Source organism: Hymenobacter cyanobacteriorum, assembly GCF_022631375.1.
Lineage (GTDB): Bacteria > Bacteroidota > Bacteroidia > Cytophagales > Hymenobacteraceae > Hymenobacter > Hymenobacter cyanobacteriorum.
The window spans coordinates 117,770-140,221 of the sequence record NZ_JALBGC010000004.1 but is presented as its reverse complement, the minus strand read 5'-3'; the positions used below and the strand labels follow the sequence as shown (position 1 = coordinate 140,221).

At 64.0% G+C, this 22,452-nt stretch carries 20 protein-coding genes; 13 read left to right on the top strand and 7 right to left on the bottom strand.

The window, feature by feature from the left end:
- Positions 1-21: 21 nt before the first annotated feature.
- The 3 genes from MON38_RS14695 to MON38_RS14685 all read right to left on the bottom strand — a co-directional run bounded on the left by MON38_RS14695 (position 22) and on the right by MON38_RS14685 (position 3,605).
- On the bottom strand, positions 22-1,227 hold the full coding sequence (locus MON38_RS14695) for a homogentisate 1,2-dioxygenase (RefSeq protein WP_241936938.1): 1,206 nt from the start codon (positions 1,225-1,227) through the stop codon (positions 22-24).
- A gap of 130 nt (positions 1,228-1,357) precedes the next feature.
- Complete coding sequence (locus MON38_RS14690; RefSeq protein ID WP_241936937.1) at positions 1,358-1,828, bottom strand: hypothetical protein; 471 nt, start codon at positions 1,826-1,828, stop codon at positions 1,358-1,360.
- A 103-nt stretch (positions 1,829-1,931) separates the two neighbouring features.
- A complete protein-coding gene (locus tag MON38_RS14685; RefSeq protein WP_241936936.1) occupies positions 1,932-3,605 on the bottom strand; it encodes a S41 family peptidase in 1,674 nt (557 codons plus the stop codon).
- A gap of 417 nt (positions 3,606-4,022) precedes the next feature.
- Here MON38_RS14685 and ruvX point away from each other — a divergent pair, with 417 nt between their 5' ends.
- The 3 genes from ruvX (at position 4,023) to MON38_RS14670 (ending at position 6,314) form a co-directional block, all read left to right on the top strand.
- Positions 4,023-4,448: a Holliday junction resolvase RuvX gene (ruvX, locus tag MON38_RS14680; protein ID WP_241936935.1), complete on the top strand. Its 426-nt coding sequence runs from the start codon at positions 4,023-4,025 to the stop codon at positions 4,446-4,448.
- Positions 4,449-4,587: 139 nt separating this feature from the next.
- Positions 4,588-5,196, top strand: coding sequence for a peptide deformylase (gene def, locus MON38_RS14675; RefSeq protein ID WP_241936934.1), 609 nt, complete (start codon positions 4,588-4,590; stop codon positions 5,194-5,196).
- A 170-nt stretch (positions 5,197-5,366) separates the two neighbouring features.
- Complete coding sequence (locus tag MON38_RS14670; RefSeq protein WP_241936933.1) at positions 5,367-6,314, top strand: zinc dependent phospholipase C family protein; 948 nt, start codon at positions 5,367-5,369, stop codon at positions 6,312-6,314.
- An 83-nt stretch (positions 6,315-6,397) separates the two neighbouring features.
- Here the strand turns inward: MON38_RS14670 and MON38_RS14665 are convergent, their stop codons facing one another.
- Positions 6,398-7,309: an ion channel gene (locus MON38_RS14665; RefSeq protein WP_241936932.1), complete on the bottom strand. Its 912-nt coding sequence runs from the start codon at positions 7,307-7,309 to the stop codon at positions 6,398-6,400.
- A 170-nt stretch (positions 7,310-7,479) separates the two neighbouring features.
- On the opposite strand from MON38_RS14665, the gene MON38_RS14660 reads away from it, so the two are divergent.
- Positions 7,480-7,854 carry a DMT family protein gene (locus MON38_RS14660; RefSeq protein WP_241936931.1) on the top strand — a complete coding sequence of 125 codons (375 nt, stop codon included), beginning with the start codon at positions 7,480-7,482 and terminating at the stop codon, positions 7,852-7,854.
- A 10-nt stretch (positions 7,855-7,864) separates the two neighbouring features.
- On the opposite strand, the gene MON38_RS14655 is transcribed toward MON38_RS14660, so the two are convergent.
- Positions 7,865-9,358, bottom strand: coding sequence for a T9SS type A sorting domain-containing protein (locus tag MON38_RS14655; protein ID WP_241936930.1), 1,494 nt, complete (start codon positions 9,356-9,358; stop codon positions 7,865-7,867).
- 267 nt (positions 9,359-9,625) lie between these two features.
- Between MON38_RS14655 and MON38_RS14650 the strand changes: the two genes are divergently transcribed.
- The 8 genes from MON38_RS14650 (at position 9,626) to MON38_RS14615 (ending at position 19,433) form a co-directional block, all read left to right on the top strand.
- Complete coding sequence (locus MON38_RS14650; protein WP_241936929.1) at positions 9,626-10,477, top strand: hypothetical protein; 852 nt, start codon at positions 9,626-9,628, stop codon at positions 10,475-10,477.
- Positions 10,478-10,658: 181 nt separating this feature from the next.
- Positions 10,659-11,351: a response regulator transcription factor gene (locus MON38_RS14645; RefSeq protein ID WP_241936928.1), complete on the top strand. Its 693-nt coding sequence runs from the start codon at positions 10,659-10,661 to the stop codon at positions 11,349-11,351.
- Between the two features lie 148 nt (positions 11,352-11,499).
- A complete protein-coding gene (locus tag MON38_RS22720) occupies positions 11,500-12,906 on the top strand; it encodes a HAMP domain-containing sensor histidine kinase (protein ID WP_277881513.1) in 1,407 nt (468 codons plus the stop codon).
- Positions 12,907-13,023: 117 nt separating this feature from the next.
- Positions 13,024-13,698 carry a response regulator transcription factor gene (locus MON38_RS14635; protein ID WP_241936927.1) on the top strand — a complete coding sequence of 225 codons (675 nt, stop codon included), beginning with the start codon at positions 13,024-13,026 and terminating at the stop codon, positions 13,696-13,698.
- A 172-nt stretch (positions 13,699-13,870) separates the two neighbouring features.
- Positions 13,871-15,238 (top strand): sensor histidine kinase, encoded by a 1,368-nt coding sequence (locus MON38_RS14630; protein WP_241936926.1) that lies wholly within the window; start codon positions 13,871-13,873, stop codon positions 15,236-15,238.
- Positions 15,239-15,380: 142 nt separating this feature from the next.
- Positions 15,381-16,268 (top strand): efflux RND transporter periplasmic adaptor subunit, encoded by an 888-nt coding sequence (locus MON38_RS14625; RefSeq protein ID WP_241936925.1) that lies wholly within the window; start codon positions 15,381-15,383, stop codon positions 16,266-16,268.
- A 7-nt stretch (positions 16,269-16,275) separates the two neighbouring features.
- Positions 16,276-16,938 carry a response regulator transcription factor gene (locus MON38_RS14620; RefSeq protein ID WP_241936924.1) on the top strand — a complete coding sequence of 221 codons (663 nt, stop codon included), beginning with the start codon at positions 16,276-16,278 and terminating at the stop codon, positions 16,936-16,938.
- Positions 16,939-17,123: 185 nt separating this feature from the next.
- Positions 17,124-19,433 carry a patatin-like phospholipase family protein gene (locus MON38_RS14615; RefSeq protein ID WP_241936923.1) on the top strand — a complete coding sequence of 770 codons (2,310 nt, stop codon included), beginning with the start codon at positions 17,124-17,126 and terminating at the stop codon, positions 19,431-19,433.
- A gap of 237 nt (positions 19,434-19,670) precedes the next feature.
- Here the strand turns inward: MON38_RS14615 and MON38_RS14610 are convergent, their stop codons facing one another.
- Complete coding sequence (locus MON38_RS14610; protein ID WP_241936922.1) at positions 19,671-20,384, bottom strand: alpha/beta fold hydrolase; 714 nt, start codon at positions 20,382-20,384, stop codon at positions 19,671-19,673.
- 332 nt (positions 20,385-20,716) lie between these two features.
- Here MON38_RS14610 and MON38_RS14605 point away from each other — a divergent pair, with 332 nt between their 5' ends.
- Positions 20,717-21,271 carry an RNA polymerase sigma factor gene (locus MON38_RS14605; RefSeq protein WP_241936921.1) on the top strand — a complete coding sequence of 185 codons (555 nt, stop codon included), beginning with the start codon at positions 20,717-20,719 and terminating at the stop codon, positions 21,269-21,271.
- A 145-nt stretch (positions 21,272-21,416) separates the two neighbouring features.
- On the opposite strand, the gene MON38_RS14600 is transcribed toward MON38_RS14605, so the two are convergent.
- Positions 21,417-22,343 (bottom strand): NAD(P)/FAD-dependent oxidoreductase, encoded by a 927-nt coding sequence (locus MON38_RS14600; RefSeq protein ID WP_241936920.1) that lies wholly within the window; start codon positions 22,341-22,343, stop codon positions 21,417-21,419.
- Positions 22,344-22,452: the final 109 nt, after the last annotated feature.

Here is a 22,452-nt window from a genome sequence, read left to right as displayed (position 1 = left end):
AACTAAAAGTTCGCGCGCCTCCTAATCCATCATATCGGCCGACTTGGGCGGGTCGGGCACGAAGCCGGGGTTCCAACTCATGGGGTAGCGGCCGTCGACGTAGGGCAGCGCGGCCTCGGTGAGGTAGAGCGGACGGAAAGTGTCCACCATCACGGCCAGCTCGTGGGTTTCCTTTTTGCCGATGCTGGCCTCCACGGTGCCGGGGTGCGGGCCGTGCGGCAGCCCGGTGGGGTGCCAGGTGAAGGAGGCCAAATCGACGCCCTTGCGCGACATGAAATTGCCGGCCACGTAGTACAGCACTTCGTCGGAATCGACGTTGGCGTGGTTGTAGGGGGCCGGAATGCTGAGCGGGTGGTAGTCGAACAGCCGCGGCACAAACGAGCAGATGACGTAGTTGTGCCCCTCGAACGTCTGATGCACGGGCGGCGGCTGGTGCAGGCGGCCGGTGATGGGCTCGAAATCGTGGATGCTGAAGGCGTAGGGGTAGAAATACCCGTCCCAACCCACCACATCAAAGGGGCAGTGGGCGTAGGTCAGTTCGTGCAGCAGGCCTTCCTTTTTGACATGCACCACGTAGTCGCCTTCGGGTTTATCCTCCAGAATCAGCTCGCTCGGCGGGCGGATGTCGCGCTCGCAATAGGGCGAGTGTTCCAGCAGCTGGCCGAAGTGGTTGCGGTAGCGCCGCACCGTTTCCACGGGGCTGAACGACTCCACAATCATCAGCCGCACCGGGCCTTCGTTGAAATGGAACTGGTGGATGACCGTGCGCGGCACCACCACGTAGTCGCCGGCCTCGAACACGACTTTGCCTAGTTGGCTCCAGAGTTCGCCGCTGCCTTCGTGCACGAAAATCACCTCGTCGGCCTGGGCGTTTTTGTAGTAGTAGTCCATCCGCTTGTCCGTGGGGTTGCAGATGCTCATCGTCACGTCGGCGTTGCCAAGCAGCGTTTGGCGGGCGGCCAGGTAGTCGCCGCCGGTGCTGGTCTGGGCGAGGGTGCGCAGGTGCTCGGGCTGCAGCGGGCGGTCCTTCAGCAGCTTGGGGGCATAGGGTTTGGGCGTGCCCACGTGCTTAATCTGGGTGGGCGGGTGCACGTGGTAGAGCAGCGACGACACGCCGTGGAAACCCTGCGTGCCCACCAGCTGCTCCGAATACAGGGAGCCGTCGGGCTGGCGAAACTGGGTGTGGCGCTTGCGCGGAATCTGGCCGAGGCGGTGGTAATAAGCCATAATCGTGGGGGTGGGATGGGACCGTGAAGGTACAAGCTGTTGCCAAATCCATTCTTATCGCCCCTGCCCCATCGCCGGGTGGGCACCTCCTTTCTCGGCTGCGTGCCTTCGGGGCCGCGGCGCACCGCTTTTAGTGAATAACCGTGGTAAAGCGGCCTTCCTCAAGGCGAATACCAAGCTGGTTTTCTTCGCCTTCAAATGTTCCCACAATCTTATTGGCCGCCTCGTCTTCACTGTAGGTGCCAAGCAGGTAATTTACGTGACTGGTAGAGGTGCCGATGCCCGTGATGCGATACGTAACGCCGTTTAAGACAAGCGTAGCCCGCACCGGCTTGTATGGCTTAGGCGACGGATAGGACGGCTGTTCTTCGTAGGTGATGCTGATGCCATCGCCTCCCTGCGGTTCTCCGCCCTCCATTGTGATGAAGCTACCGAACACGTCACGGATGCCCGCCCGACACGGCCAGGTATAGGGCCGGCCGTTGATTTTGAGCCGCATTTCACGCACTACCGGCGCGGGAGCAGCCACTTCTTTTTTGCAGCCCAGCACTATCGCCCCGACGGAAAGCACCAGGCTGATGATGAAGATATTGCGTTTCACAAACCAGAAACCTACGTAATCAGGCTACTCAGCAAAGGTAGCGCTTCGGGGGAAGCCTGCAGTGGCTATAGCTTGTGCACTCTAGCCAAAATTGCACCTTATGCTACTTGCCCAGCAGCGCCAGCTGTGCGGTGCTGTCGCCCACGGCGTGCAGGGCGCGCTGCAGCTCCAGGTCGTGCTCGCGCAGCACGGTGTAGTAGGGCACCAGGCCGTAGGCGCTGCGGGCAATGTAGGCCTTCATCTGGTTGCGGAGCAGGCCGGCACAGCGGCGCACGGCCCCGGGGTCAGCCACCACGCCGTCCTGGGCGGCCTGGGCGGCGAGGCTGGCCAATTGCGCGTCGCTGATGCGGAAAGTGGCATTGAATTGCTCGAAGCGCAGAGCCTCCAGTTCTTCCTTGTGGGTTTGGTAGAAGTTCAGGGCGAAGGCGCGGGGCACGCCGTGGGCCATCAGAGCAGTGTAGTAGGCCGAGTGGGCCAGCGAATCGCGCGGCACAAAAATGTCGGGCATGATGCCGCCGCCGCCGTACACCGTGCGGCCGTGGTCGGTGCGGAAGCGCAGCTCCTTGGCGAAGTGGATGCTGTCGGCCGATTGCAGCTCGCCGTGAGCGGCGCGCTTGGCCACGTCGGCGCTGTATTCGGCGTAGTTGGCACCGTAAGGTTTCTGAATGGAGCGGCCCACCGGCGTGTAGTAGCGGGCAATGGTGAGGCGCAGCTCGCCGCCGTCGCTAAGCGAAATGGGCTGCTGCACGAGGCCCTTGCCGAAGGTGCGGCGGCCCACAATAATGGCGCGGTCGTGGTCCTGCAGCGCGCCGGCCACCACTTCGGCGGCGCTGGCGCTGCCTTCGTCCACAAGCACCACCAGTGGGCCTTCTTCAAACTCGCCGGCCACGCGGGCGTAGGTTTGGGAGTCGTACTGGTCGCCCTTGCCGTCGGTGTACACGATTTTGCGCGAGCCGGCAATGAACTCATCGGCCAGGCGGGTGGCGCGGTCGAGGTAGCCGCCGGGGTTGCCGCGCAGGTCGAGCACGAGGCGCGTGAGGCCTTGTCGGCGCAAATCGGCCAGCGCAGTCTTGAACTCGTCGTAAGTGCCCGAGGCAAAGCGGCTTACTTTGATGTAGCCGGTTTGCGGGTCGACCAGATACGCCGCGTCGATGGAACTGTTGGGAATGCGGCTGCGGGCAATGCTCACGCTGAGGGGCCGCGGCAATTGGCGACGATGCAGCACCAGTGCCACGCTGCTGCCCCGGGGCCCGCGCAGCAGCTGCGAAAGCTGCGCCGTGGTGAGGCGCGCCCCCGATACCCGCTTGCCGCCAATGCTGAGCACCTGGTCGCCGGGCTGCACGCCGGCCTGCTCGGCGGGCCCGCCGCTGAGCGGGGCTACCACCGTCATGGTATCCCGGAAAAGGTTGAATTCGATGCCTACGCCGTCGAAGTCGCTTTGCAGAAAGGAGTCGGTGCGGTCGCGGTCGCGGGCCGGGATGTACACCGAGTGCGGGTCGAGCTTTTCCAGCATCTGCATCACGGCGTAATCGGCCAGCCCCTCGGTGTCCACCGTGTCGGCGTAGTCGCGGTCCACGTAGCTGAGAATCTCCTTGAAGCGCAGGTAGCCGCGCGCCGTAGCGTCGGGGTTTTCGGAAGAAGGCCGGAACGGATTGTTGGCCACCAGCACGCCGCAGCCCATGGCCAGCAGCAACAGCACACTCTGCCGCAACCAGCCGCGCCGCCGGGGGGCAGCCGGCCGGCCAAGCTCCTGATTAGCAGGCGTAGAAAGGGGCATAGTGAATTAGCGTAGCGTTATCGACAAATAGGATAGGATTGGATAGACTTCAAAATTATAGAAATTTTCCCAGTTGCAAGCGTCAATAGGTAGCCATTTCTGAATTTCCTGAATCAATACAATTGGTTACATTCAAAAGGCAAATAGGCGCCTATTGTACTGGCATATTACAATCAGGCGCAAGCCGTCGGTGCCTGGCCTAAGCGGCAGCAATATATCACTTTATTCAGAAAAGAATAACTTTGTTTCGCTCAGCAATGCGAAAAACGCGTTGGACTTCGGGTTTTTCGCCCCGAGCCCGAAGCCGGGTAGCTACGGATGCCGCCATCGGCCGGATTGACTGCCTGCCACCGGCCGTATCTTTGCAGCCGCCGGCGGTTGTCGGCCCTGCATTTCACTTCAGTTCTTCTTCGGCCCATGCCCCGCATCCTCGCCATCGACTACGGCAACAAGCGCGTGGGCCTCGCCGTGACCGACCCGCTGGGCATGATTGCCTCGCCGCTCGAAACCATCCATAGCAAAGACCTGCTGGCCTACGTGAAGGCCTACCACCTGCGCGAACCGCTGCGGGCCATTGTGGTGGGCATGCCCCGCACGCTGCTCAACGAGCCCACCGACGTGACCAGCGCCGTGGTGGGCCTGCTGCGCACGCTGCGCCGCGAGCTACCCGAACTGCCCATTCACGAGCTTGATGAGCGGTTTACCTCGCGCATGGCCCACGCCACCATGCTGGCCGGCGGCCTCGGCCAGAAGGCCCGCCGCGACAAAGCCACCGTCGACCGCATCAGTGCCGCCATTATCCTGCAATCCTTTCTCGAATCGCCGCTGATGCGGGAAATTTAATTTTTGTCACTATTGGGACGTCATGCTGAGCTTGTCGAAGCATCTCTACCGCAGTAGTAAACCAACTTGAATGAATTAGTTGTGCAGTAGAGATGCTTCGACAAGCTCAGCATGACGTTCCGTTTTATTACCCATTGCCATGATTTACCCCATTGTTGCCATCGGCGACCCCGTCCTCAAGACCAAAGCCAAGAACATAGCCGCCGACATGCCCGCCGCCGAGCTAAAGCAGCTGATTGCCGACATGTACGAAACCATGTATTCGGCCCACGGCGTGGGGCTGGCCGCGCCGCAGATTGGCAAGGCCGTGCGCCTGTTCGTGATGGACTCGGGCCCGATGGTGGAGCTCGACGAGGAGGACCTGGCTGAGTTGGAAGAGGGCGAAGTGCCCGAGGCCGGCATCAAGCGCGCGTTCATCAACCCGCAGATGGTGAGCGAAACCGGCGAGCAGTGGGCGTTTCAGGAAGGCTGCCTGAGCATTCCCGGCATTCGCGAGATGGTGACGCGCTGCGCCGACATCGTGCTGCGCTACGAGGACGAAAACCGCCAGGTGCACGAGGAGGCTTTCTCGGGCATGGCCGCCCGCGTGATTCAGCACGAGTACGACCACCTGGAGGGCATTCTGTTCACCGACAAGCTCTCCGGTTTCAAGAAGCAGCTGCTGAAGGGCAAGCTGGCTCGCATCAGCAAGGGCGACGTGAACCACGAGTACCGCATGAAGTTCGCGGGCGAAGGCCGACGGCGGTAAGAGTTATTTTTCTGTTATCCTGAGCAGCGCGAAGGACCTTATCACGTCTGAACGAGTTTGTTTGGGCGTGATAAGGTCCTTCGCGCTGCTCAGGATGACAGAAAATTGAAATATAACGCCGGAATCGTACCTTGTTAGCCGTGAAAAAATACGGATTCCTGCTGCTATTTATGCCCCTGCTCTTAGTGGCCCTGCGGGCGCAGGCCTGGGGCTTTTTCGGGCACCGCCTGCTGAACCGGCTGGCCGTGTACACGTTACCGCCGGGCATGATTGGTTTCTACAAGGCCAACATCGACTACCTGACAGTGAACGCCACCCGGCCCGACTCGCGCCGCCTGCTGGTGCCGGGCGAGGCCCCCAAGCACTTTCTCGACGTGGACCGCTACGGCGACAGTGCCGAGTTTAAGCTGCCCCGCAAGTACGCCGACGCCGTGGCCCGCTACGGCGAGGACTCGCTGCTGCGCCACGGCATTGTGCCCTGGAACGTGGTGAGCATGAAAAACCAGCTCACCGCCGCCTTCAAGGCCAAAGATACCGACCGGATTCTGCGCCTCTCGGCCGACATGGGCCACTACATTGCCGATGCCTGCGTGCCGCTGCACACCACCCGCAACTACAACGGCCAGCTCACGGGCCAGCGCGGCATTCACGGGCTGTGGGAATCGCGCCTGCCCGAACTGCTAAGCGCCGACTACGACCTGTTTTCGGGTAAGGCCACGTACTTGCCCAACGCCACCGATGCCATCTGGGCCGCCGTAATTCGCTCGCATGCGGCCGTCGATTCGGTGCTGCGCTTCGAGAAGCAGCTCACGGCCGAGGTAGGCGACGACCAGAAATTCGGCTACGAGCAGCGCGGCAGCCAAACCATTCGGACCTACTCGCGCGAGTTCAGCAAAGCCTACCACGCCCGCCTGAACGGGCAGGTGGAACGCCAGCTACGCTACGCCTCGGGCCTGATTGGCGACTTCTGGTACACCTGCTGGGTCGATGGCGGCTCGCCCGACCTGCGCCAACTGCAATACCAGCCCTCCGAAGCCGAGCAGCAGCGCCTGGAGCGCGAAGCTAAAGAAACGGCCGCCGCGCCGGTGTCGGGCACAGCCCCGGGGCACGATGAGTAAAATGGCAAATGAGTAAGTGAGTAAGTGAGTAAGTGAGTAAAGCGGTTTGTCTTACCCATTTACTCATTTACCATTTTACTCATTCACGGCAACGCCTCCGTCTGGTGCACCATGTCCAAATCGACTACGGCGATGCCGTCGTCGTCCACTTCGTAGGCGCGGAGGAAGCGGCGGTGCCACTGGATTTCGTCGTGGGTGTAGGAGTTGCGGGCGTGCACGTCCTGCGCAAAGGTGTCGTCGTAGGCTTTCAGCTGGATAATGATTTCGACATCGAGGCGCTCGTAATCGGCTGGTAGTAAATCAAAGAGCGGGCTTTCGGGGGTGATGTCGTGCACCAGCGTCCAGGTTAGCGGGAAGAAGCTGATGGTGTCGCGTTCGAGTGGCAGCAGGGCGTAGGTCTGGTCGTTGGTGGCGGGATTGGTGGTTTTGAGCAGCACGCGGGCCTGCAGGTCGATGAGGATGTTGTTGCGCTGGTTGGCAATGCGGAACTGCAGGCAGGGTGTGCCATCGGCGCGGCGGCTGATGATGGCCGTGCGGCTGAAATGGATGCGCGCCGTGGGCCGCGAAAACCGCCCATACAGCAAGCCCGTGGCCAGCGCGAAGGTGAGCACGCCCACCAGCGCCTCCACGCTGCTGAGGAAACCGGTGGCGTTGGTGCCCGGGTACACGTGCCCGTAGCCCACGGATGTGAAAGTCTGGATGGAAAAGAACAGCGCGCTCAGGAAGTCCTGCACGCCGTCGTGCGGAGCGGCCACGCCGGGCAGGTCCTCCAGGCCCAGCGCCATGAAGGCGAGCGCAAAAGCCACATTCAGCACCGTAAAAAACACCACGACGAGCCCGATAAACGGCCACCAATCCATTTGGATAAGCCACTGGTACGGGTCGTGGCGGTGCGGGCCGCCGCGCCGCCGCACGTTGAAGGAGCCGTCGTGGTTGATGGCCCGGCGGGTGCGGCGCGAGAATTTTTCGCCGATGCCGGGGTCGAGGGTGGGCATGAGGTGGATTGGTGCGGTGGCGGATTGGTAGGACAAAAGAACGTCATGCTGAGCGCAGCTGAAGCATCTCTCCCGCCTTTGTGGCAACGATTGGATTACTTCAACAGTAGAGATGCTTCGGCTGCGCTCAGCATGACGTTCAGAAATTCATCAACCCACCAACCCACCACATGAAAGGTGTTTATTCCCTGCTGCTCCTCACCATCTCCAACCTGTTCATGACGTTTGCCTGGTACGGGCACCTGCACTTGTTCAAAAAAATGGCTTGGTTTGCGAAAATGGGCCTGTTCGGCGTCATCATGGTGAGTTGGGGGCTGGCCTTGTTCGAGTACGTGTTTCAGGTGCCGGCCAACCGGCTGGGGTTCGAGGAGAACGGCGGGCCGTTCAGCCTGTTCCAGCTCAAGGTCATTCAAGAAGTGATTACGCTCACAGTGTTCACGCTGTGCGCGGTGTTCGTGTTCAAAACCGACAAGCTGGGCTGGAACCACGTGGTGGGCTTCGCGCTGCTGGTGGCGGCGGTGTATGTCATCTTCAAAAAGTGGTAAGCGGACGATTTCACTCCGTTTTCAGCACCCGCAGCACTTCGATGCGGCCTTCGCCGGCAAAGTGCAGGTGCAGCGTGTACACCCCCACGGGCAGGCCGGCCGTGGACATGTTAAGATGCCGCGCGCCCGCTGCCTGCGGCACGGCCGCTAGGCGCTGCACCTGGCGGCCCAGGGCATCGTACAGCGTCAGGCCCACCGGCTGCGGGCCGGCCAGGGTGAAAGCCACCTGGATTTCGGCGCCGAATGGATTTGGCAGCGCGGCCGTGGTGCTGGCCGGGCGGCTATCGCGCACGGGCAGCAGCTGGGCGAAAGTGGTGAGCTGGCCCCAGGTTTCGGAGCCTTTGCGGTAGCCAATGAGCGTGGTAGTCGTCGACGAAAAACTATTGAATTCCACCCACGTCTGGCCCAGCCCGGCAGCCACCGAGGCGGCATAGCTCGCATCAATGTTGAGTCCGCTGCGCAGCATCGAACTGTCGCCGATAGTGCATGCCAAGTAAGAAGCCTGGTTCCGGACGAGTCGCCGGTTGTAGTCGGGGGTGCGGGCGGCGGGTAAGTGCACCAGCCTAGCGGGTGCGCCGCCCGGCGGATACTGGGCGTACCCGGGTGGGTACTGCGCAAACCCGGTGGGTTGGTCGAGGTTATCGGTCGTGCGGGTGATGCGGACCACCCGGACCTGAGCCGCCGCCAGGCTTTGGCTGCTTCGGTTGCAAGCCTGGGTGAAGGACTGGCTGCGAATGCGGTACACGAGGGTATCGGCGGTGCGGCCGGGGGCACGGCTGAGCACGCTGTCGCGCGTCCAGATATTGACGCACGGCTGACTGCCGCCACGCGCATATGCTTTGCGCAAGAACACGTCGCCAGGTTGAAAATCGTAAACGGCGAAAGCATCCAGCTGCTTGGTGCCCAGGTTCAGCTCGGGCAGCGCCGTGAGGGTGAGCGCCGCCCCGGGCAGGCGGGCATTGAGGTAGTGCCCCAGCGCGGGGCCGCTCACCCAGCCAAAACGCCGGCTGAGCGTGATGGCCGCTCCGTCGGACAAGGTGATGACCACCAATGAGTCAGGCTGGCCCAGCACGCTGCCCAACGTCCGGGCCGTAACCTGCGCGGTGAGGCCCGCCGTAGTTGCCGCCCACACCTGCCCCGGCAAAGCGCGCGGGCGTAGCGTGAAGGTGCGGCCATTGGCGGCTGCAAGCACGTACTCGGCCCCGGGCCGCAGCCGCAACGACATTCCAAACAGGTTGTCGTTGCGCTCTATGTAATGGCCGCAATCGTCCTGCTGCGGCAGCACGCGCCCTTGGCTGGTGCGTTTATCGAACAAAAACACGGAGTCGCCCCCCTGCACCTGCCGGCCGGCCAGGCGTAGCAGGTGCGTGGTATCGCCGGGTGTGGCCTGGGCGCTGAGCTGGTAGCTGAGGCCGAAGCGAAACGGGCGGTAGTTCTGGGCTTGGGCAGCGGTGCACCACCAGCCGGTCGTAAGCAGGAAAAACAGCGTGCAGAAGTGTTTCATGGGCTTGTGGAGTGAAGGAATGGGCTTGCAGGAGCGCGGCAGTGCGCGGGTAAACAACTGTGTGCGAACGGGTATAAATATATTAACGGGAAATTGCTAACCGGTTTTTGGGCCGAAAGAGCCGCTGATTATCCACCTGAAGAAAAATTAATGTGACCTTCAGGCTGGCTTCAGGGCGCGATGGAAATTTTGTATCGTCGGAAGAGCAACCGGAGCTCGCCGACGCTGACCACTCAATTTTTCATCCTCCCATTTTTCGATAATCCCATGAACAAGCCCTTTTATTCGGTGGCCCTGCTGGCCGCCGCGCTGCTGGCCGGCACCATTCAGGCTGATGCCCAGACCGTAACCAAAATCAAAACCAAAACCTCGAAATCGGCCAAAGCCACCGCTGGCAACCTGGCCACCCCGCCCCCGCCGCCCGCCGAGGGCGAAGGCCCCGACGGCCCCCGCCCGCCCCGCGGCCCGCGTGGTGAGCACGGCCCCAAAGGCGAGCACGGCCCCGGTAAGGACGGCCCCGGCCGGCGCGGCGAGCACGGCGGCCTGCAAACCATCACCGATGTGCGCGGCACGCTGAGCAGCTACGTGGCCAACAACGACGACCAGGTGTACGATGCCTTTATCCTGAAGCCCGAAACCGGCGCGGCCGACACCGTACGCTTCCCGCGCCACCTGGGTCAGCAGCTGCAAGCCGCCGCCAAAGCCGGCAGCACCGTGACGGTGAGCGGCGTGCGCCACACCGGCCCCGACGGCCGCAGCCACTTCCGCTTCGTGAGCCTCAGCAGCGGCAGCCAGACCGTGAACGACGTGCCGCCCGTGCGCCCCACCACCCCGCCCACGCCGGAAACCGCCACCGCCAAAGGCAGCATCAAGGAACTGCGGCGCGACCCCAAAGGCCGCATCCGCGGCGTGGTGCTGAGCGACCAGACCGTGGTGCAGCTGCCGCCCCACGCCCTGGAGCAGCTCGGCGACAAGCTGGCCGTGGGCACCACGCTGGAAGCCACCGGCAACCTGCGCACCGCCCAGCCCGGCGAGGCCCGCGTGGCCGGCACCACTACTCCCCGCGTGGTGCACGCCCAGACGCTGGCGCTGGGCGGCGTGAAGTACCTGGTGCGGTAGGGTCAACCATAACCAAGGCTAGCGCCTGAACGTCATGCTGACAATGAGAACGTCATGCAGAGTGTAGCGAAGCATCTTTACTGCGAAGAGTAATTCATTTACTGCTGCGGTAGAGATGCTTCGACAAGCTCAGCATGACGTTATTTCTATTCGCTTTTTCCGCTTCCCATTATCCCTCTTCATGCGCATTCTCATCGTCGAAGACGAGGCCCGGCTGGCGGGCTTCATTCAGCAGGGCCTCACCCAGGCCGGGCACGTGGCCGATGTGGCCGCCACCGGCCCCGAGGGCCTAGAGCAGGCCGCCACCACGCCCTACGATGCCGTGCTGCTCGACCTGATGTTGCCCGGCCAGAGCGGCCTCGACGTGCTGCGCAACCTGCGCGAGTTCGGCATTCAGACGCCCGTACTCATCCTTAGCGCCCTCACCGATACCCAGCATGTAGTGAAGGGCTTGGAGGCCGGGGCCGTGGACTACCTGCGCAAGCCCTTTGCCTTTGATGAGCTGCTGGCCCGCCTGCACATCATCGGCCGCAAAACCGCCGGCCCGGCCGGGGCCGAAGCCCTGCGTCTGGCCGACCTCGTGCTCGACCCGCTGGGCCGCGTGGTGACGCGCGCCGGCAAAACGCTGAATCTCACCAACCGCGAATTTGCCATTATGGAGTTGCTGCTGCGCAATGCCGGCCGCGTGGTGAGCAAAACCCGACTCGCCGAAAAAGTGTGGGACGTGGACTACGACATGGGCTCGAACGTGATTGAAGTACACATCTCACAGCTGCGCCGCAAGCTGGACCGGGATTTTGCGCCCGCGCCAGCCCTGCTGGAAACGGTAGTTGGGCAGGGATATAGGCTACGGGAGCCCGGGGCGGCTGGGTGATTGTAATGGTTGAAGCCTGTCATCCTGAGCGGAGCGAAGGACCTTATCAAGATTGAACGGCCTGCAGTAATTCTATCGGTGCGAACGTGATAAGGTCCTTCGCTATGCTCAGGATGACAAGCGTACCCCTAATTCAAACTCAAACCCCATGCCCTCCTCCCCCACCCCCAAAACCCGCCGTTTCCGCCTGGGCCTGCGCGGGCAGTTGCTGCTGGTGTTCGGGCTGGTGTTTGGGCTGGCCACGCTGGCGGCGGGCGGCTACCAGTACCGCAGCCTGGGCCGCCTGCTGGCCCGCGCCGACGACGACCGCCTGCGCCTGCGGGCTAGCCAGCTGCTGGCCCGCGTCAGCCTCGACCCCGAGCCCACCCTGCTCCTACCCGACCAAACCGGCGAAACCATGCGCCTGGTATTTGAGGAGCCCGGCCAGCCGGTCCGCGAGCTGTTTCGCTCGGCCCGGTGGCCGGCCGGCGACACCGCCGGGCTGCCCCGGCCCGGGAATCCCGGCCACAAGCTGAAGCACGGGCGCGTGGTGGCCGTGGCCCGGCTGGCCGCGCCGCCCGGCCCGGGCGCCGACTACGCCGAACCCACCGGCCGCCTCACGCTGTGGCTGGCCCACCCCGCCGCGCCCCTCGAAAAAGCCCTGGCCCGGGTGCGCCGCACGCTGGCGCTGGGCCTGCTGGGCAGCGCAGCGCTGGCCGGTGCGCTGGCGCTGCTGGTGGCGGGCGTGGTGCTGCGGCCGTTGCGGCGCATGGCGGCGCAGGCGCGCCGTATTCAGCAGGCCACCGATATTGCGCCCCTGCCCGTGCCCAATACCGGCGACGAAGTGCAGGAGCTGGCCGAAACCCTCAACCAGCTGCTGGCCCGCCTGCGCGGCCAGGCCACTGCCCAGGCCAACTTTCTGGCCGCCGCCGCCCACGAGCTGCGCACGCCCCTGGCCACTTTGCAAACCGGCCTCGACGTGAGCGGGCGCGACCCCAGTCTGCCGCCCGCCACCCGCGCCGCCCTGGCCGGCCACGATGCCGAGCTGGCCCGCCTGGGCCGCCTCGTGGATGATTTCCTGCTGGTGGGCCGCTTGGGCAATGGGGCCGAGTTGCCGGTAAACCGCCGCCCCGTGGCGCTTGATGAGCTGCTGCTGGCGCTGGCCGACCGGGAGCTGCCGCGCTTCCGGGCGGCGGGCCGCACGCTCACCATCGCGCTGCCCGATGATGCACCTACGGCCGCGCTCACCGCCGCAACCGATGCCGACCAGCTCACCACCTTGCTGCTGAACCTGCTCGACAATGCCCGCAAGCATGCTAGGCCCGGCACCGGCGTAGCACTGCGACTGCAAGCCGCTGCCACGGCCCACGGCCCCGTTATCAGCATTGAAAACGAGCTGGCGGCCCCGCTGGGCGAGCATCTGGCCCAGCTCACTACCGCCTGGTACCAGGCCGACCCGCTGGCTCCCGGCACCGGCCTGGGCCTCTGGATTGCCGGGCGGCTGGCCCACGGCCTGGGCTTAAAACTTGAGTTTCGGGAGGAGCAGGAGCGGCTGGTAGTGACGGTGGGGTTGTAGGGGCGGGGCCTGCCCCCGCCCTATCGCCTGCACTATGGCAACGATTCCGTTCAACGGACGGGCGGGGGCAGGCCCCGCCCCTACATGCCGGTATTTGCGCGGGATTACCTTCGCTCCATGAACATTCTGCTGGTTGAAGACGACCCCCGGCTTTCGGCCCTCATCAAGCGCGGTTTGGAAGAAGAGCAGCTGACCGTGACGGTGGCCGCCGACGGCGAGCGCGGCCAGGAGCTGGCCCTCGCCCAGCCGTTCGACCTGATTATTCTCGACGTGATTCTGCCCCATCGCAGCGGGCTGGAGGTGCTGGCTGCCATTCGGGCGCAGGATGCACGGGTGCCGGTGCTGCTGCTCACGGCCCTGGGCACCACTACCGACAAGCTCCAGGGCTTCGGTAATGGGGCCGATGATTACCTGGTCAAGCCCTTCGATTTTGCCGAGCTGGTGGCGCGGGTGGGGGCCCTCACGCGGCGCGGCAGCGGGCAGGCCCATAGCCCGCGTCTGGCTTTTGCCGATGTGCTGATGGACACCGCCAGCCGCACCGTGACGCGGGCCGGCCAGCCGCTGCGCCTTACCACCCGCGAGTTCAACCTGCTGGAATTGCTGCTGCGCCACCCCGGCCGCGTGCTAAGCCGGGGCGAAATCGCGGAGCACGGCTGGGATGAGTCGTTCGACGCGGGCAGCAACGTGATTGACGTGTACGTGAGCTACTTGCGCAAGAAAGTGGACCATGGTTTTCCGACCAAGCTCATCCATACCGTGACGGGGGCGGGCTACGTGCTGCGGCAGGAATGAAGAAGGGTTGAGTGTTGAATGTTGAGGGTTGAATGATTCTCCCTTCCGGGTGAATCAAACCGAACACGCATATGCTGCTCAAGCCAGTTATTCAACCAGTTCAAAACAAATTCCGCCAATATGTAAAGTAGAAAATCACTCAACCCTCAACATTTAAAACTCAACCCTTCACATGACCATCCGCAACCGCCTCACTTGGCTCTTCGTGGGCGTGGTGGCATTCATTCTGCTGGGGGTGCTCACCACGGCGTTTTTGCTGCAGGCCGATTATAGCCGGCGCGAATTCCGGCAGCGGCTGCGCGACCGGGCCGAGGTGGCGGCCTACATCTTTCTGGAAAAGGACGAACTGCGTAGCTCCGCGTTTCAGGAGTTTCAGAAGCGCTACCAGCGCACGCTCACCGAGGAAATTATTCAGCTTTACGATGCCAAGGGGGAGGTGCGCTTCGTGCGCGAGGATGCCCGGCTGGAGGTGCCGCCCGACGTGCTGGCCCGCATCAAGGAAGGCCATGAAGAGTACTTTGAGGACGGCCCGCGCGAGGCGGTGGGCATTTTTTACCGCGACAACCAGGGCCAGTACGTGGTGGTGGCTGGGGCCGAAAACCAGTACGGCAATGCTCGTCTGCGCTACCTGGCCACCATTCTGGTCACGATTTTCGTGCTGAGCCTGCTGCTGATTTACGGGGCCGGGCGGCTGTTTGCAGGCCGGGCGCTGGCCCCCATTGCGGCCCTCAACGACCAGATGGATAGCATCTCGGCCCACGACCTGCACCGGCGCGTGGCCGAAAACCTCTCGGGCCGCGAGCGCGACGAGCTGTCGCGCCTCGCCCACACCTTCAACCGCCTGCTCGACCGCCTCGAAAGCAGCTTCGACGGCCAGCGCGCCTTCGTGCGCAACGCCTCGCACGAGCTGCGCACGCCGCTGGCCGCCAGCATCGGCGAGGCCCAGCTGGCCCTGGCCCGCGAGCGGGAGCCCGCCGCCTACCGCGCCGCCCTGCACGCCCTGCTCACCGACCTCACCCAGCTCAACGCCCTACTCAACCACCTGCTGGAGCTGGCCCAGGCCGAAACCCCGCTGCCCGAGCACGACACCCGCATTCGCGTGGATGAGCTGCTGGCCGAAGCCTGCGCGGCCATCGACCCGGCCCAGCGCCCGCGCCTGCACCTGCACACCGGCCGCCTGCCCGCCGAGCCCGAGCAGCTGGAGCTCACCGGCAACCGCGCCCTGCTGAGCCGCGCCCTCATCAACCTGCTCGAAAACGCCCTGAAATATTCGGAACCGAAGCCTGTAGCTGTCGACCTCGAATATGAGCCCGGCGGCGTGCGCCTGCGCATTGAGGACCAAGGCATCGGCATTGCGGAAGCGGATATGTCGCAGGTGTTTCAGCCGTTTTTCCGGGCCGGCAATGCGCGGCCGGTGGCGGGCCACGGCGTGGGTTTGCCGCTAGCCCGCAAAATTATTGAGCAGCACGGCGGGGCGTTGGAGCTGGCTTCGCAGCTGGGCCAGGGGACGACGGTGCTGGTGCGCCTGCCCACGGCGTAGTCGCGTAGCGCGGACTTTGTAGTCCGCGAATCGGTGGTAACGATTGAACTCGCGGACTACAAAGTCCGCGCTACCATTTTCTAATCGTATTCTAATGACCTGCCGGTAGCCTTGCAGCAGATTCACCAACTGCCGCCCTACCATGAACCTACCAAACCAGTCCCGCCGCCGCCAAAGCGCCCTCGCTTTACCGGCCGTATTAGGGCTACTGTTCTTCACCGCCTGCACGCCTTCCGATGCCGATGCGTTGGATGAGCCCGCGCCCCAGGCCATCGTAATCCAATCAAAAGCTGCCCCCGAAGCTGCCCCGGAAACCCTGGTATTGAGCGGCGAAATCGCGGCCGATGCCAACCGCACGGCGCGGGTGTTTCCGCGGGTGGGCGGCCAAGTGCTGCGCGTGGGCGTCGATTTGGGCGATGAAGTAAAACAAAGCCAGGTGCTGGCCGTGCTGCAAAGCCGCGAAATCGCGGAGCTGCAAAACCAAAGCACCGCCGGCACCGCCGAGCTGGCCGTGGCCCGCAAGAACCTGGCCGTGGCCGAAGAGTTGTTCGACAACGGCCTCGCGGCCGGGCAGGACGTGTTCAAGGCCCGCGCCGAGCTGGCCCGCGCCACCGGCACCGCCACCCGCAACCACCGCCAGCTCGACACCTACGGCATGGCCAGGGGCGGGCAATACGAGTTGAAAGCACCTGTGTCGGGCTACGTCATCGAGAAAAACGTGGCGGCGGGCCTGCGCTTCAACGCGGCCGACATGCCGGCCGCCTTCACCGTGGCCAACCTGGATAGCGTGTGGGTGATGGCCAACGTGTTCGAGGCGGACCTGACGCTGGTGCACCGGGGCCAGGCCGTCGAAATCACCACCCTAAGCTACCCCGACCAGCCGCTGCAAGGCCGCATCAACCAGGTTTTCCACGTGCTCGACCACGACAGCAAGGTGATGAAGGTGCGCTGCACGCTGCCCAACCCCGGCCACCTGCTCAAACCCGGCATGCACGCCCAGGTGCGCGTGCTGGCAGCTTCCACCAAGTAGACGCGGCATGGCTATTCTCATCATCGAAGCCGACGAAAAGCGCCGGGCGGCCGCGCAGCGGTTTTTGCAGCGCGCCGGCTACGTCACCGACCTCGCCCCTACCCTGGCCGCCGCCACTGCCCGGCTGGCCGCCCGGTCCTACGAATTCGTGCTGCTGGCGCAGTTGCTGCCCGACGGCGACGGCCTCACGCTGCTCTACGAAGCCCAGCGGCGCGGCTCCCGGGCGGCCTTTGTGCTGCTGATGGCCACCGATGCGGTGCAGGACCGCCTGCACGGCTTCGCGGCCGGGGCCGACGACTGCGTGGCCCGCTCCACCACACTGCTGGAGCTGGAGCGGCGGCTGCGCAGCATTGCCCGGCAGCGGTTTGGGCGGCCCCGGCCGCGCATCCGCTTCGGGGCGGGGTTTGAGCTGGACCTGGCCGGCCGGCAGTTGCGGCACGGCCGGAATGCAGTGGATTTGAGCCGCTCGCAGTTCGACCTGCTGCACCACCTGCTGCGGCACCGAGGCCGGCCGCTCACCCGCGAGCAGCTGGGCGCGCACATCGGCCGGGGCCACGAGGGCTCCAACTTCATCGACGTCCACATCATGAACGTGCGCAAGGCGCTGGCGCGCTTCGCCCCGCCCGATTTCCTGCAAACCGTGCGCGGCATCGGCTATCAGGCAGCGTAAAATTGTCATTCCGACGCAGGAGGAATCTGAGATAAGTCGTTTGCACGGTTTGCCTCAGATTCCTCCTGCGTCGGAATGACATTCTTGCCAATCCAGACGCAAAACAGCTGGCCAAAACCCCACGGGCCGGGCCGGCGTACCAGCGGCAGCAGCGCACTTCCCGGCGCTGGTTGTTACTTGCCTCTATGCGTCACTTCTGCACTCGTTTACCGCTGGCTTTGCTGCTCGCGGCCTTTTCTGTTTTCACGGTTTCGGCCCAGAAAGTGGGCCTCGTGCTCAGCGGCGGCGGGGCCAAAGGGCTGGCCCACGTGGGCGTGCTCAAGCAGCTTGAAAAAAACCACATTCCCATCGATTACATCGTGGGCACGAGCATGGGCGCCGTCATTGGCGGCATGTATTCGGCCGGCTACTCGCCCGATGAGATTGAGCAGATTGTGCTCAGCCCCGAGTTTCAGCGCTGGACGTCGGGCAAGCCGCTTGAGAGCAAAACCTTCAACTTCCTCACGGCCGAGCCCTCGCCCTCGGCCCTGCGCCTGGGCATTGCCATCGATTCCACGTTTCAGGCCCGCGTGAGCACCAACCTGGTAAACGACCTGAACCTGAACCTGGCCCTGACGCGCCTGCTGGCCCCGGCTTCGGCCTCGGCCAACTACGACTTCGACAAGCTGTTTGTGCCCTTCCGCTGCATGGCGTCGGAGGTGTTTACGCGCCAGGTGGTGGAGCAGAAGTCGGGCGCGTTGTCGGATGCCATTCGCAACTCGATGTCGTTTCCGCTGGCTTTCCGGCCCATTCGCAACCTCGACGGCAAGTACTACTACGACGGCGCGGTGTACGACAACTTCCCCACCAAAACCATGAAGAAAACTTTCGCCCCGGACATTATCATCGGGGTGAACGTGGGCGACGTGGCCATGCGTAAATACCCCAAAAACGACGACGCGCTGCTCGGCAGCACCGTGGCTTTCCTGGGCACGAGCGTGGCCGATACGCTGAGCGTGGGCCCCAACGGCATCTACATTCAGCCCGACCTCGACAACATGGGCGTGGGCGACTTTGACCTCGTGAAGAGCTTCATTGCCAAAGGCGACACCGCCGCCCAGCGCAACATGGCCAAAATCAAGGCCCGCATCGGCCGCCGCGTCGATTCGACGGACTTGCAGAAGCGCCGCATGGCTTTCCAGAGCAAGGCCCCGACCCCGCGCTTCATCGACGTGAAAGTGCGCGGCCTGCGGCCCGACCAGAACGAATACGCGGCACGCTTCTTCCGCAAAACGGGCCGCGAATACTCGCTCGACGACATTGAGGAAGGCTACTACCGCCTGGCTTCGGACGATTATTTCAAGAACATCTACCCGCGCATTCGCTACGATGAGGCCCGCAAGGGCTACGTGTTCAGCGTGGATGCGCAGCGCAACAACAACGTAAGCGCCGAGGCCGGCTTCGTGTTGTCGAACCGCCCCATCGACAACCTCTACGTGGGACTGGAGTACCGCTACCTGCGCAGCCTGCTCTACACCGCTTCGGCCGACGTGAGCCTGGGCCGCTTCTACAACGGTGCGCACGGCTCGTTCCGCATCAACGTGCCGGCCAAGTACGCGTACTTCATCGAGCCCGAAATCACTTACAACCAGTGGGATTTCCAGAACACCGGCGGCGTGCTCGGGCGCGATGTCATCAACACCCAGGTGAAGCAGCAGGACACCAAGCTCGGCGGGCAGTTCGGCGTGAGCCCCACCTACCGCAGCCGCATCCTGCTCGATTTGGCCACCTTCGTGACCAAGGACGAGTACACCAATTCCAAGGAAATTAAGTCGGCCGACGTGCTCGATGCGACCGTGTTTCGCGGGGCTACCGCCGCCATCCGCCTGGCCCGCAACACCCTCAACCGCAAGCAGTACGCCTACACCGGCCACCGCTACGTGTACACGCTGCGCGGCGTAACGGGCGCGGCCACCTACACGCCCGGCTCCACGTCGGTGCTTGAGGGCAGCTCGCGCCACCATGAGTGGCTGCAGTTCCGGGCCACAGTGGAGCGCTACTTTGCGATGAAGAAGGAACGCCAGGCCTGGGGCTATTTCGGCGAACTGATGGCCAGCGGCCAGGGTACGTTCTCGAACTACCGCTCGTCGCAAACCACCGCGCCGGTGTTTGCGCCGCTGCCCGACTCGCGCACGCTGTTTCTCGACAGCTACCGCTCGGCCCGCTACGTGGCGGCCGGCCTGCGCTACACCCAGCCCTTCCTGAAAAAGCTCGATTGGCGCACCGAAGTCTACGTGCATGTGAACGGCCAGCCCCTGGTGCAGGGCGACCAGCAGCAGGCCATCCGCAAGTCGGGCTTCGACCGGCCCCGCGTGACGGCCAGCACTGGCCTCATTTTCCAGACGCCCGTCGGCCCGTTGGCTCTGCACGCCCGCTTCTACGACGACCCTGCCGAGCGTTTCAGCGTGTACGGCCACCTAGGCTTCCTGCTCTTCCGCAGCCGCGCGCTGGAATAGGGTCTTTCGTGATGGCTGTCATTGCGAGTAGAGCGCAGCGCAACGCGGCAATCTGTCCTATCTAAGCGACCATCCTTGAGTTGTGACAAGTCCTTTTTGAAACGAAAAAAGCCCCGGCGCTACAGAGTGCTGGGGCTTTTCGCGGGAGCTACATCGCGGGCGAAAAGACTTGTCACAGTTCGGGGCTTTCTGCATCGAGGGGAAGGATTGCCACGGCCTGCGGCCTCGCAATGACAGTCAAAACTCCAACGCCGCTGCCACCGCCGTCGGCACCTCCAGCGGCAGCAGGTGCCCGGCTTCCGGCACTTCGGTAAAGCTGCTGCCGGCCGGCAAGTGCGGCAGCGTGAGGCGGCGCTGCGTGGCAGGCGTGACGGCCTTGTCGTGCGCGCCCACCAGTAGGTGGCAGGGCACGGCCAGCGTGGCCAGCTCGGCGGTGATGTCGGTGCGGGTGCCGTGTTCCAGCCACTGGTCCCAGGCTGGGCGTTGGGTGCGCAGGTTGTCGGCCACCACGGTGGCGTGCGCGGCGGTCGGTAGCGGCTGGAACGTGATTTTGCGGGCCGTTTTTTCGGCTTCTGCGGGTTGGCCGTAGGCGGCGAGAGCAGCGGCGCGGTCATGGTCGCTCATGGGCTCGTGCGATGGCGGCGAGGGCGACAACAGCACCAGCCGGCGCAGCCCGGCGGGCCGGCGCGCGGCCAATAGCAGCGCAATTTTGCCACCCATGCTGTGGCCCAGCAGCGTGAAATTGTTCACCCGATGCTCGGCCAGATACGCAGCGACCCAGTCGGCGTAAGCCCGCACCGAATAATCAAAATGCAGCGGCGCGGGCTGCTGCCCGAAGCCCGGCAGGTCGGGAGCCAACAGTTGAGTATCGGGTGACAGCAAGGGGCGCAGCGAATCAAATTCGTGGCCAGCCCCGGCCCAGTAATGCAAAGCAACAACGGTGTGCGGCATAAAAAATACAGTGGTCAGACAGCTGCTCTACGGCAAAACGACGCCAGCCGCCGCCCCAAGCCGCCCCGCGTGCCCACGCCGCCCGATGGCTTTATGCCAACCAAAATTTCTGGCTTAGGCGCAATCCGACCACGACGGGCCGCCGTAGGTTCCGCCACAGCTGCTATCTAAGCTGCTCATAATTATATTTTTTATTACTGTTTATCAACCCTTTTTCCCCGCGCTACCTACCGCTACTCCGCTACTATTCTTCGTTCGCCTATCCAATTCCACCCTCCCTGCGTAATAGCCCTCTGTTATGATGGCACGCCGGTTCCGTCCTCTTTCCTTCTATGAATCCAACTACGGCGTTGCTCTCGGCAACGGAAGAAGCGGCGCTCGTCGAGCGTTTGCTGGCTCGTGATGAGCAGGCCCTCCGCCTGCTGCACGACCGCTACTCGCGCAGTCTGCTCACGGTTATCGTGCGGCTGGTGCACAACCAGGAACTGGCCCAGGACGTGCTGCAGGAAGGCCTGCTTAAGGTTTGGCTCAGCATCGACCGCTACGACCCCGAGCGCGGCCGCCTCTTCACCTGGATGGTGCGGGTGTGCTGCAACCAGGCCATCGACGCCATGCGCAGCCCGCGCCATCGCTTCCACAACGAGGCCCGCTCGCTGGAGGTAGGCGGCGCCCAGCGCGCTTCCGCGCCCTCGTCGTTCAACCCTGAACACATCGGCCTGCGCGAACTCACGCTCAAGCTCAAGCCCCGCCAGCGCGAAGTAATTGAGTTGCTCTACTTCGGCGGCTGCACCCAGGCCGAAACCGCCGAACAGCTCGGCATTCCCCTGGCTACGGTGAAAACCCGGGCACGCACCGCCATTCAGGTGCTGGCCCAGCTGGTGCGGTAGCGAGTAGATGAGCGAATTGGCCTGCGGCCTGTCATCCTGAGCGGAGCGAAGGACCTTATCACATTCGGTGATTTTTTTCTGACGTAATGAGGTCCTTCGCTCCGCTCAGGATGACAATGGCTCTTCCCAACGCCTGTTCCACCACTCACCGCGGGCATTCCTCGCGCGTCAGGCTTTCGTTGATGACAATGGCGGCACGGTTGCCATCGGCGGCGGCCAGCAGGGCCTGCTGGGTACCGGGCTTGGTATCGCCGGCCGCGTAGAGGCCGGGCAGCGAAGTCTGCAAACTCGAATCGACCCACACCGCCCCTTTACTGGTAAGGCGCGCCCCAATATCGGTGGCCAGCGTGGTGCGCTGGTGTTGCGGCGCGTGCAGAAACAGCGCCGCCCGCTCCAGCTCGCTGCCATCGGCAAACTGCAGGCAGCGCAGCTCGCCGGTTTTCGTGCCGATGAGCCGGGCCAGCGGCTCCTCCCGAACACCGATTTTCTCGCGGCGCAGGCGGCGGCGGGCATTCGGCGTGAGGTGGCCCGGTCCGTCGGTCACCACAATCACATCGCGGCTCCAGCGGCTCACCAGTAGCGCCAGACCCGTTACGGTGCGGCCCTGCCCGTACACGGCCAGGGGTTGGTCGCGCACTTCCCAGCCGTGGCAGTACGGGCAGTGCAACACGCCCCGCCCCCACAGTTCGCGGAAGCCCGGCAGCGGCGGCAAAATGTCGCTCACGCCGGTGGCCAGCAGCACGCGGCGGGCCGTCACGGTAGTGGGCGCGTCGTCGGCGGTGCCGTGGCCGGTGGCGCGGAAGCCCTTGCCCACGCGCACCAGTTCATCGATGTGCAGGCATTGGGTCGTCACGGTTTCGTAGGGGGCCAGCTGCTCATGGCCCAGGCGCAGCAGTTCGGCCGGCCGGATGCCGTCGCGCGTGAGGAAGCCGTGCACGCCCGGCGATGCGGCGTTGCGGGGGGGGCCGCCGTCGGCCACCAGCACGCGGCGCAGGCAGCGCCCCAGCGTGAGGGCCGCCGACAGCCCGGCGCTGCCCGCGCCAATCACTAATACATCATAGTCAAAATCCATAGCTCAGGCAAAAAGTAGCGCGTTGGCTGGCTTAACCGGCTAAACCGGGCCGGGGTTGTGGCACGGCCACATTCCGCGCATAAAAAAAGCCCTCCCCGATTGGGGAGGG

Coding starts and splice junctions, on each gene's coding strand:
- MON38_RS14695 (WP_241936938.1), bottom strand. CDS start 1,227: ATGGCTTATTACCACCGCCTCGGCCAGATTCCGCGCAAGCGCCACACC.
- MON38_RS14685 (WP_241936936.1), bottom strand. CDS start 3,605: ATGCCCCTTTCTACGCCTGCTAATCAGGAGCTTGGCCGGCCGGCTGCC.
- ruvX (WP_241936935.1), top strand. CDS start 4,023: ATGCCCCGCATCCTCGCCATCGACTACGGCAACAAGCGCGTGGGCCTC.
- def (WP_241936934.1), top strand. CDS start 4,588: ATGATTTACCCCATTGTTGCCATCGGCGACCCCGTCCTCAAGACCAAA.
- MON38_RS14670 (WP_241936933.1), top strand. CDS start 5,367: ATGCCCCTGCTCTTAGTGGCCCTGCGGGCGCAGGCCTGGGGCTTTTTC.
- MON38_RS14665 (WP_241936932.1), bottom strand. CDS start 7,309: ATGCCCACCCTCGACCCCGGCATCGGCGAAAAATTCTCGCGCCGCACC.
- MON38_RS14660 (WP_241936931.1), top strand. CDS start 7,480: ATGAAAGGTGTTTATTCCCTGCTGCTCCTCACCATCTCCAACCTGTTC.
- MON38_RS14655 (WP_241936930.1), bottom strand. CDS start 9,358: ATGAAACACTTCTGCACGCTGTTTTTCCTGCTTACGACCGGCTGGTGG.
- MON38_RS14650 (WP_241936929.1), top strand. CDS start 9,626: ATGAACAAGCCCTTTTATTCGGTGGCCCTGCTGGCCGCCGCGCTGCTG.
- MON38_RS14645 (WP_241936928.1), top strand. CDS start 10,659: ATGCGCATTCTCATCGTCGAAGACGAGGCCCGGCTGGCGGGCTTCATT.
- MON38_RS22720 (WP_277881513.1), top strand. CDS start 11,500: ATGCCCTCCTCCCCCACCCCCAAAACCCGCCGTTTCCGCCTGGGCCTG.
- MON38_RS14635 (WP_241936927.1), top strand. CDS start 13,024: ATGAACATTCTGCTGGTTGAAGACGACCCCCGGCTTTCGGCCCTCATC.
- MON38_RS14630 (WP_241936926.1), top strand. CDS start 13,871: ATGACCATCCGCAACCGCCTCACTTGGCTCTTCGTGGGCGTGGTGGCA.
- MON38_RS14625 (WP_241936925.1), top strand. CDS start 15,381: ATGAACCTACCAAACCAGTCCCGCCGCCGCCAAAGCGCCCTCGCTTTA.
- MON38_RS14620 (WP_241936924.1), top strand. CDS start 16,276: ATGGCTATTCTCATCATCGAAGCCGACGAAAAGCGCCGGGCGGCCGCG.
- MON38_RS14615 (WP_241936923.1), top strand. CDS start 17,124: ATGCGTCACTTCTGCACTCGTTTACCGCTGGCTTTGCTGCTCGCGGCC.
- MON38_RS14610 (WP_241936922.1), bottom strand. CDS start 20,384: ATGCCGCACACCGTTGTTGCTTTGCATTACTGGGCCGGGGCTGGCCAC.
- MON38_RS14605 (WP_241936921.1), top strand. CDS start 20,717: ATGAATCCAACTACGGCGTTGCTCTCGGCAACGGAAGAAGCGGCGCTC.
- MON38_RS14600 (WP_241936920.1), bottom strand. CDS start 22,343: ATGGATTTTGACTATGATGTATTAGTGATTGGCGCGGGCAGCGCCGGG.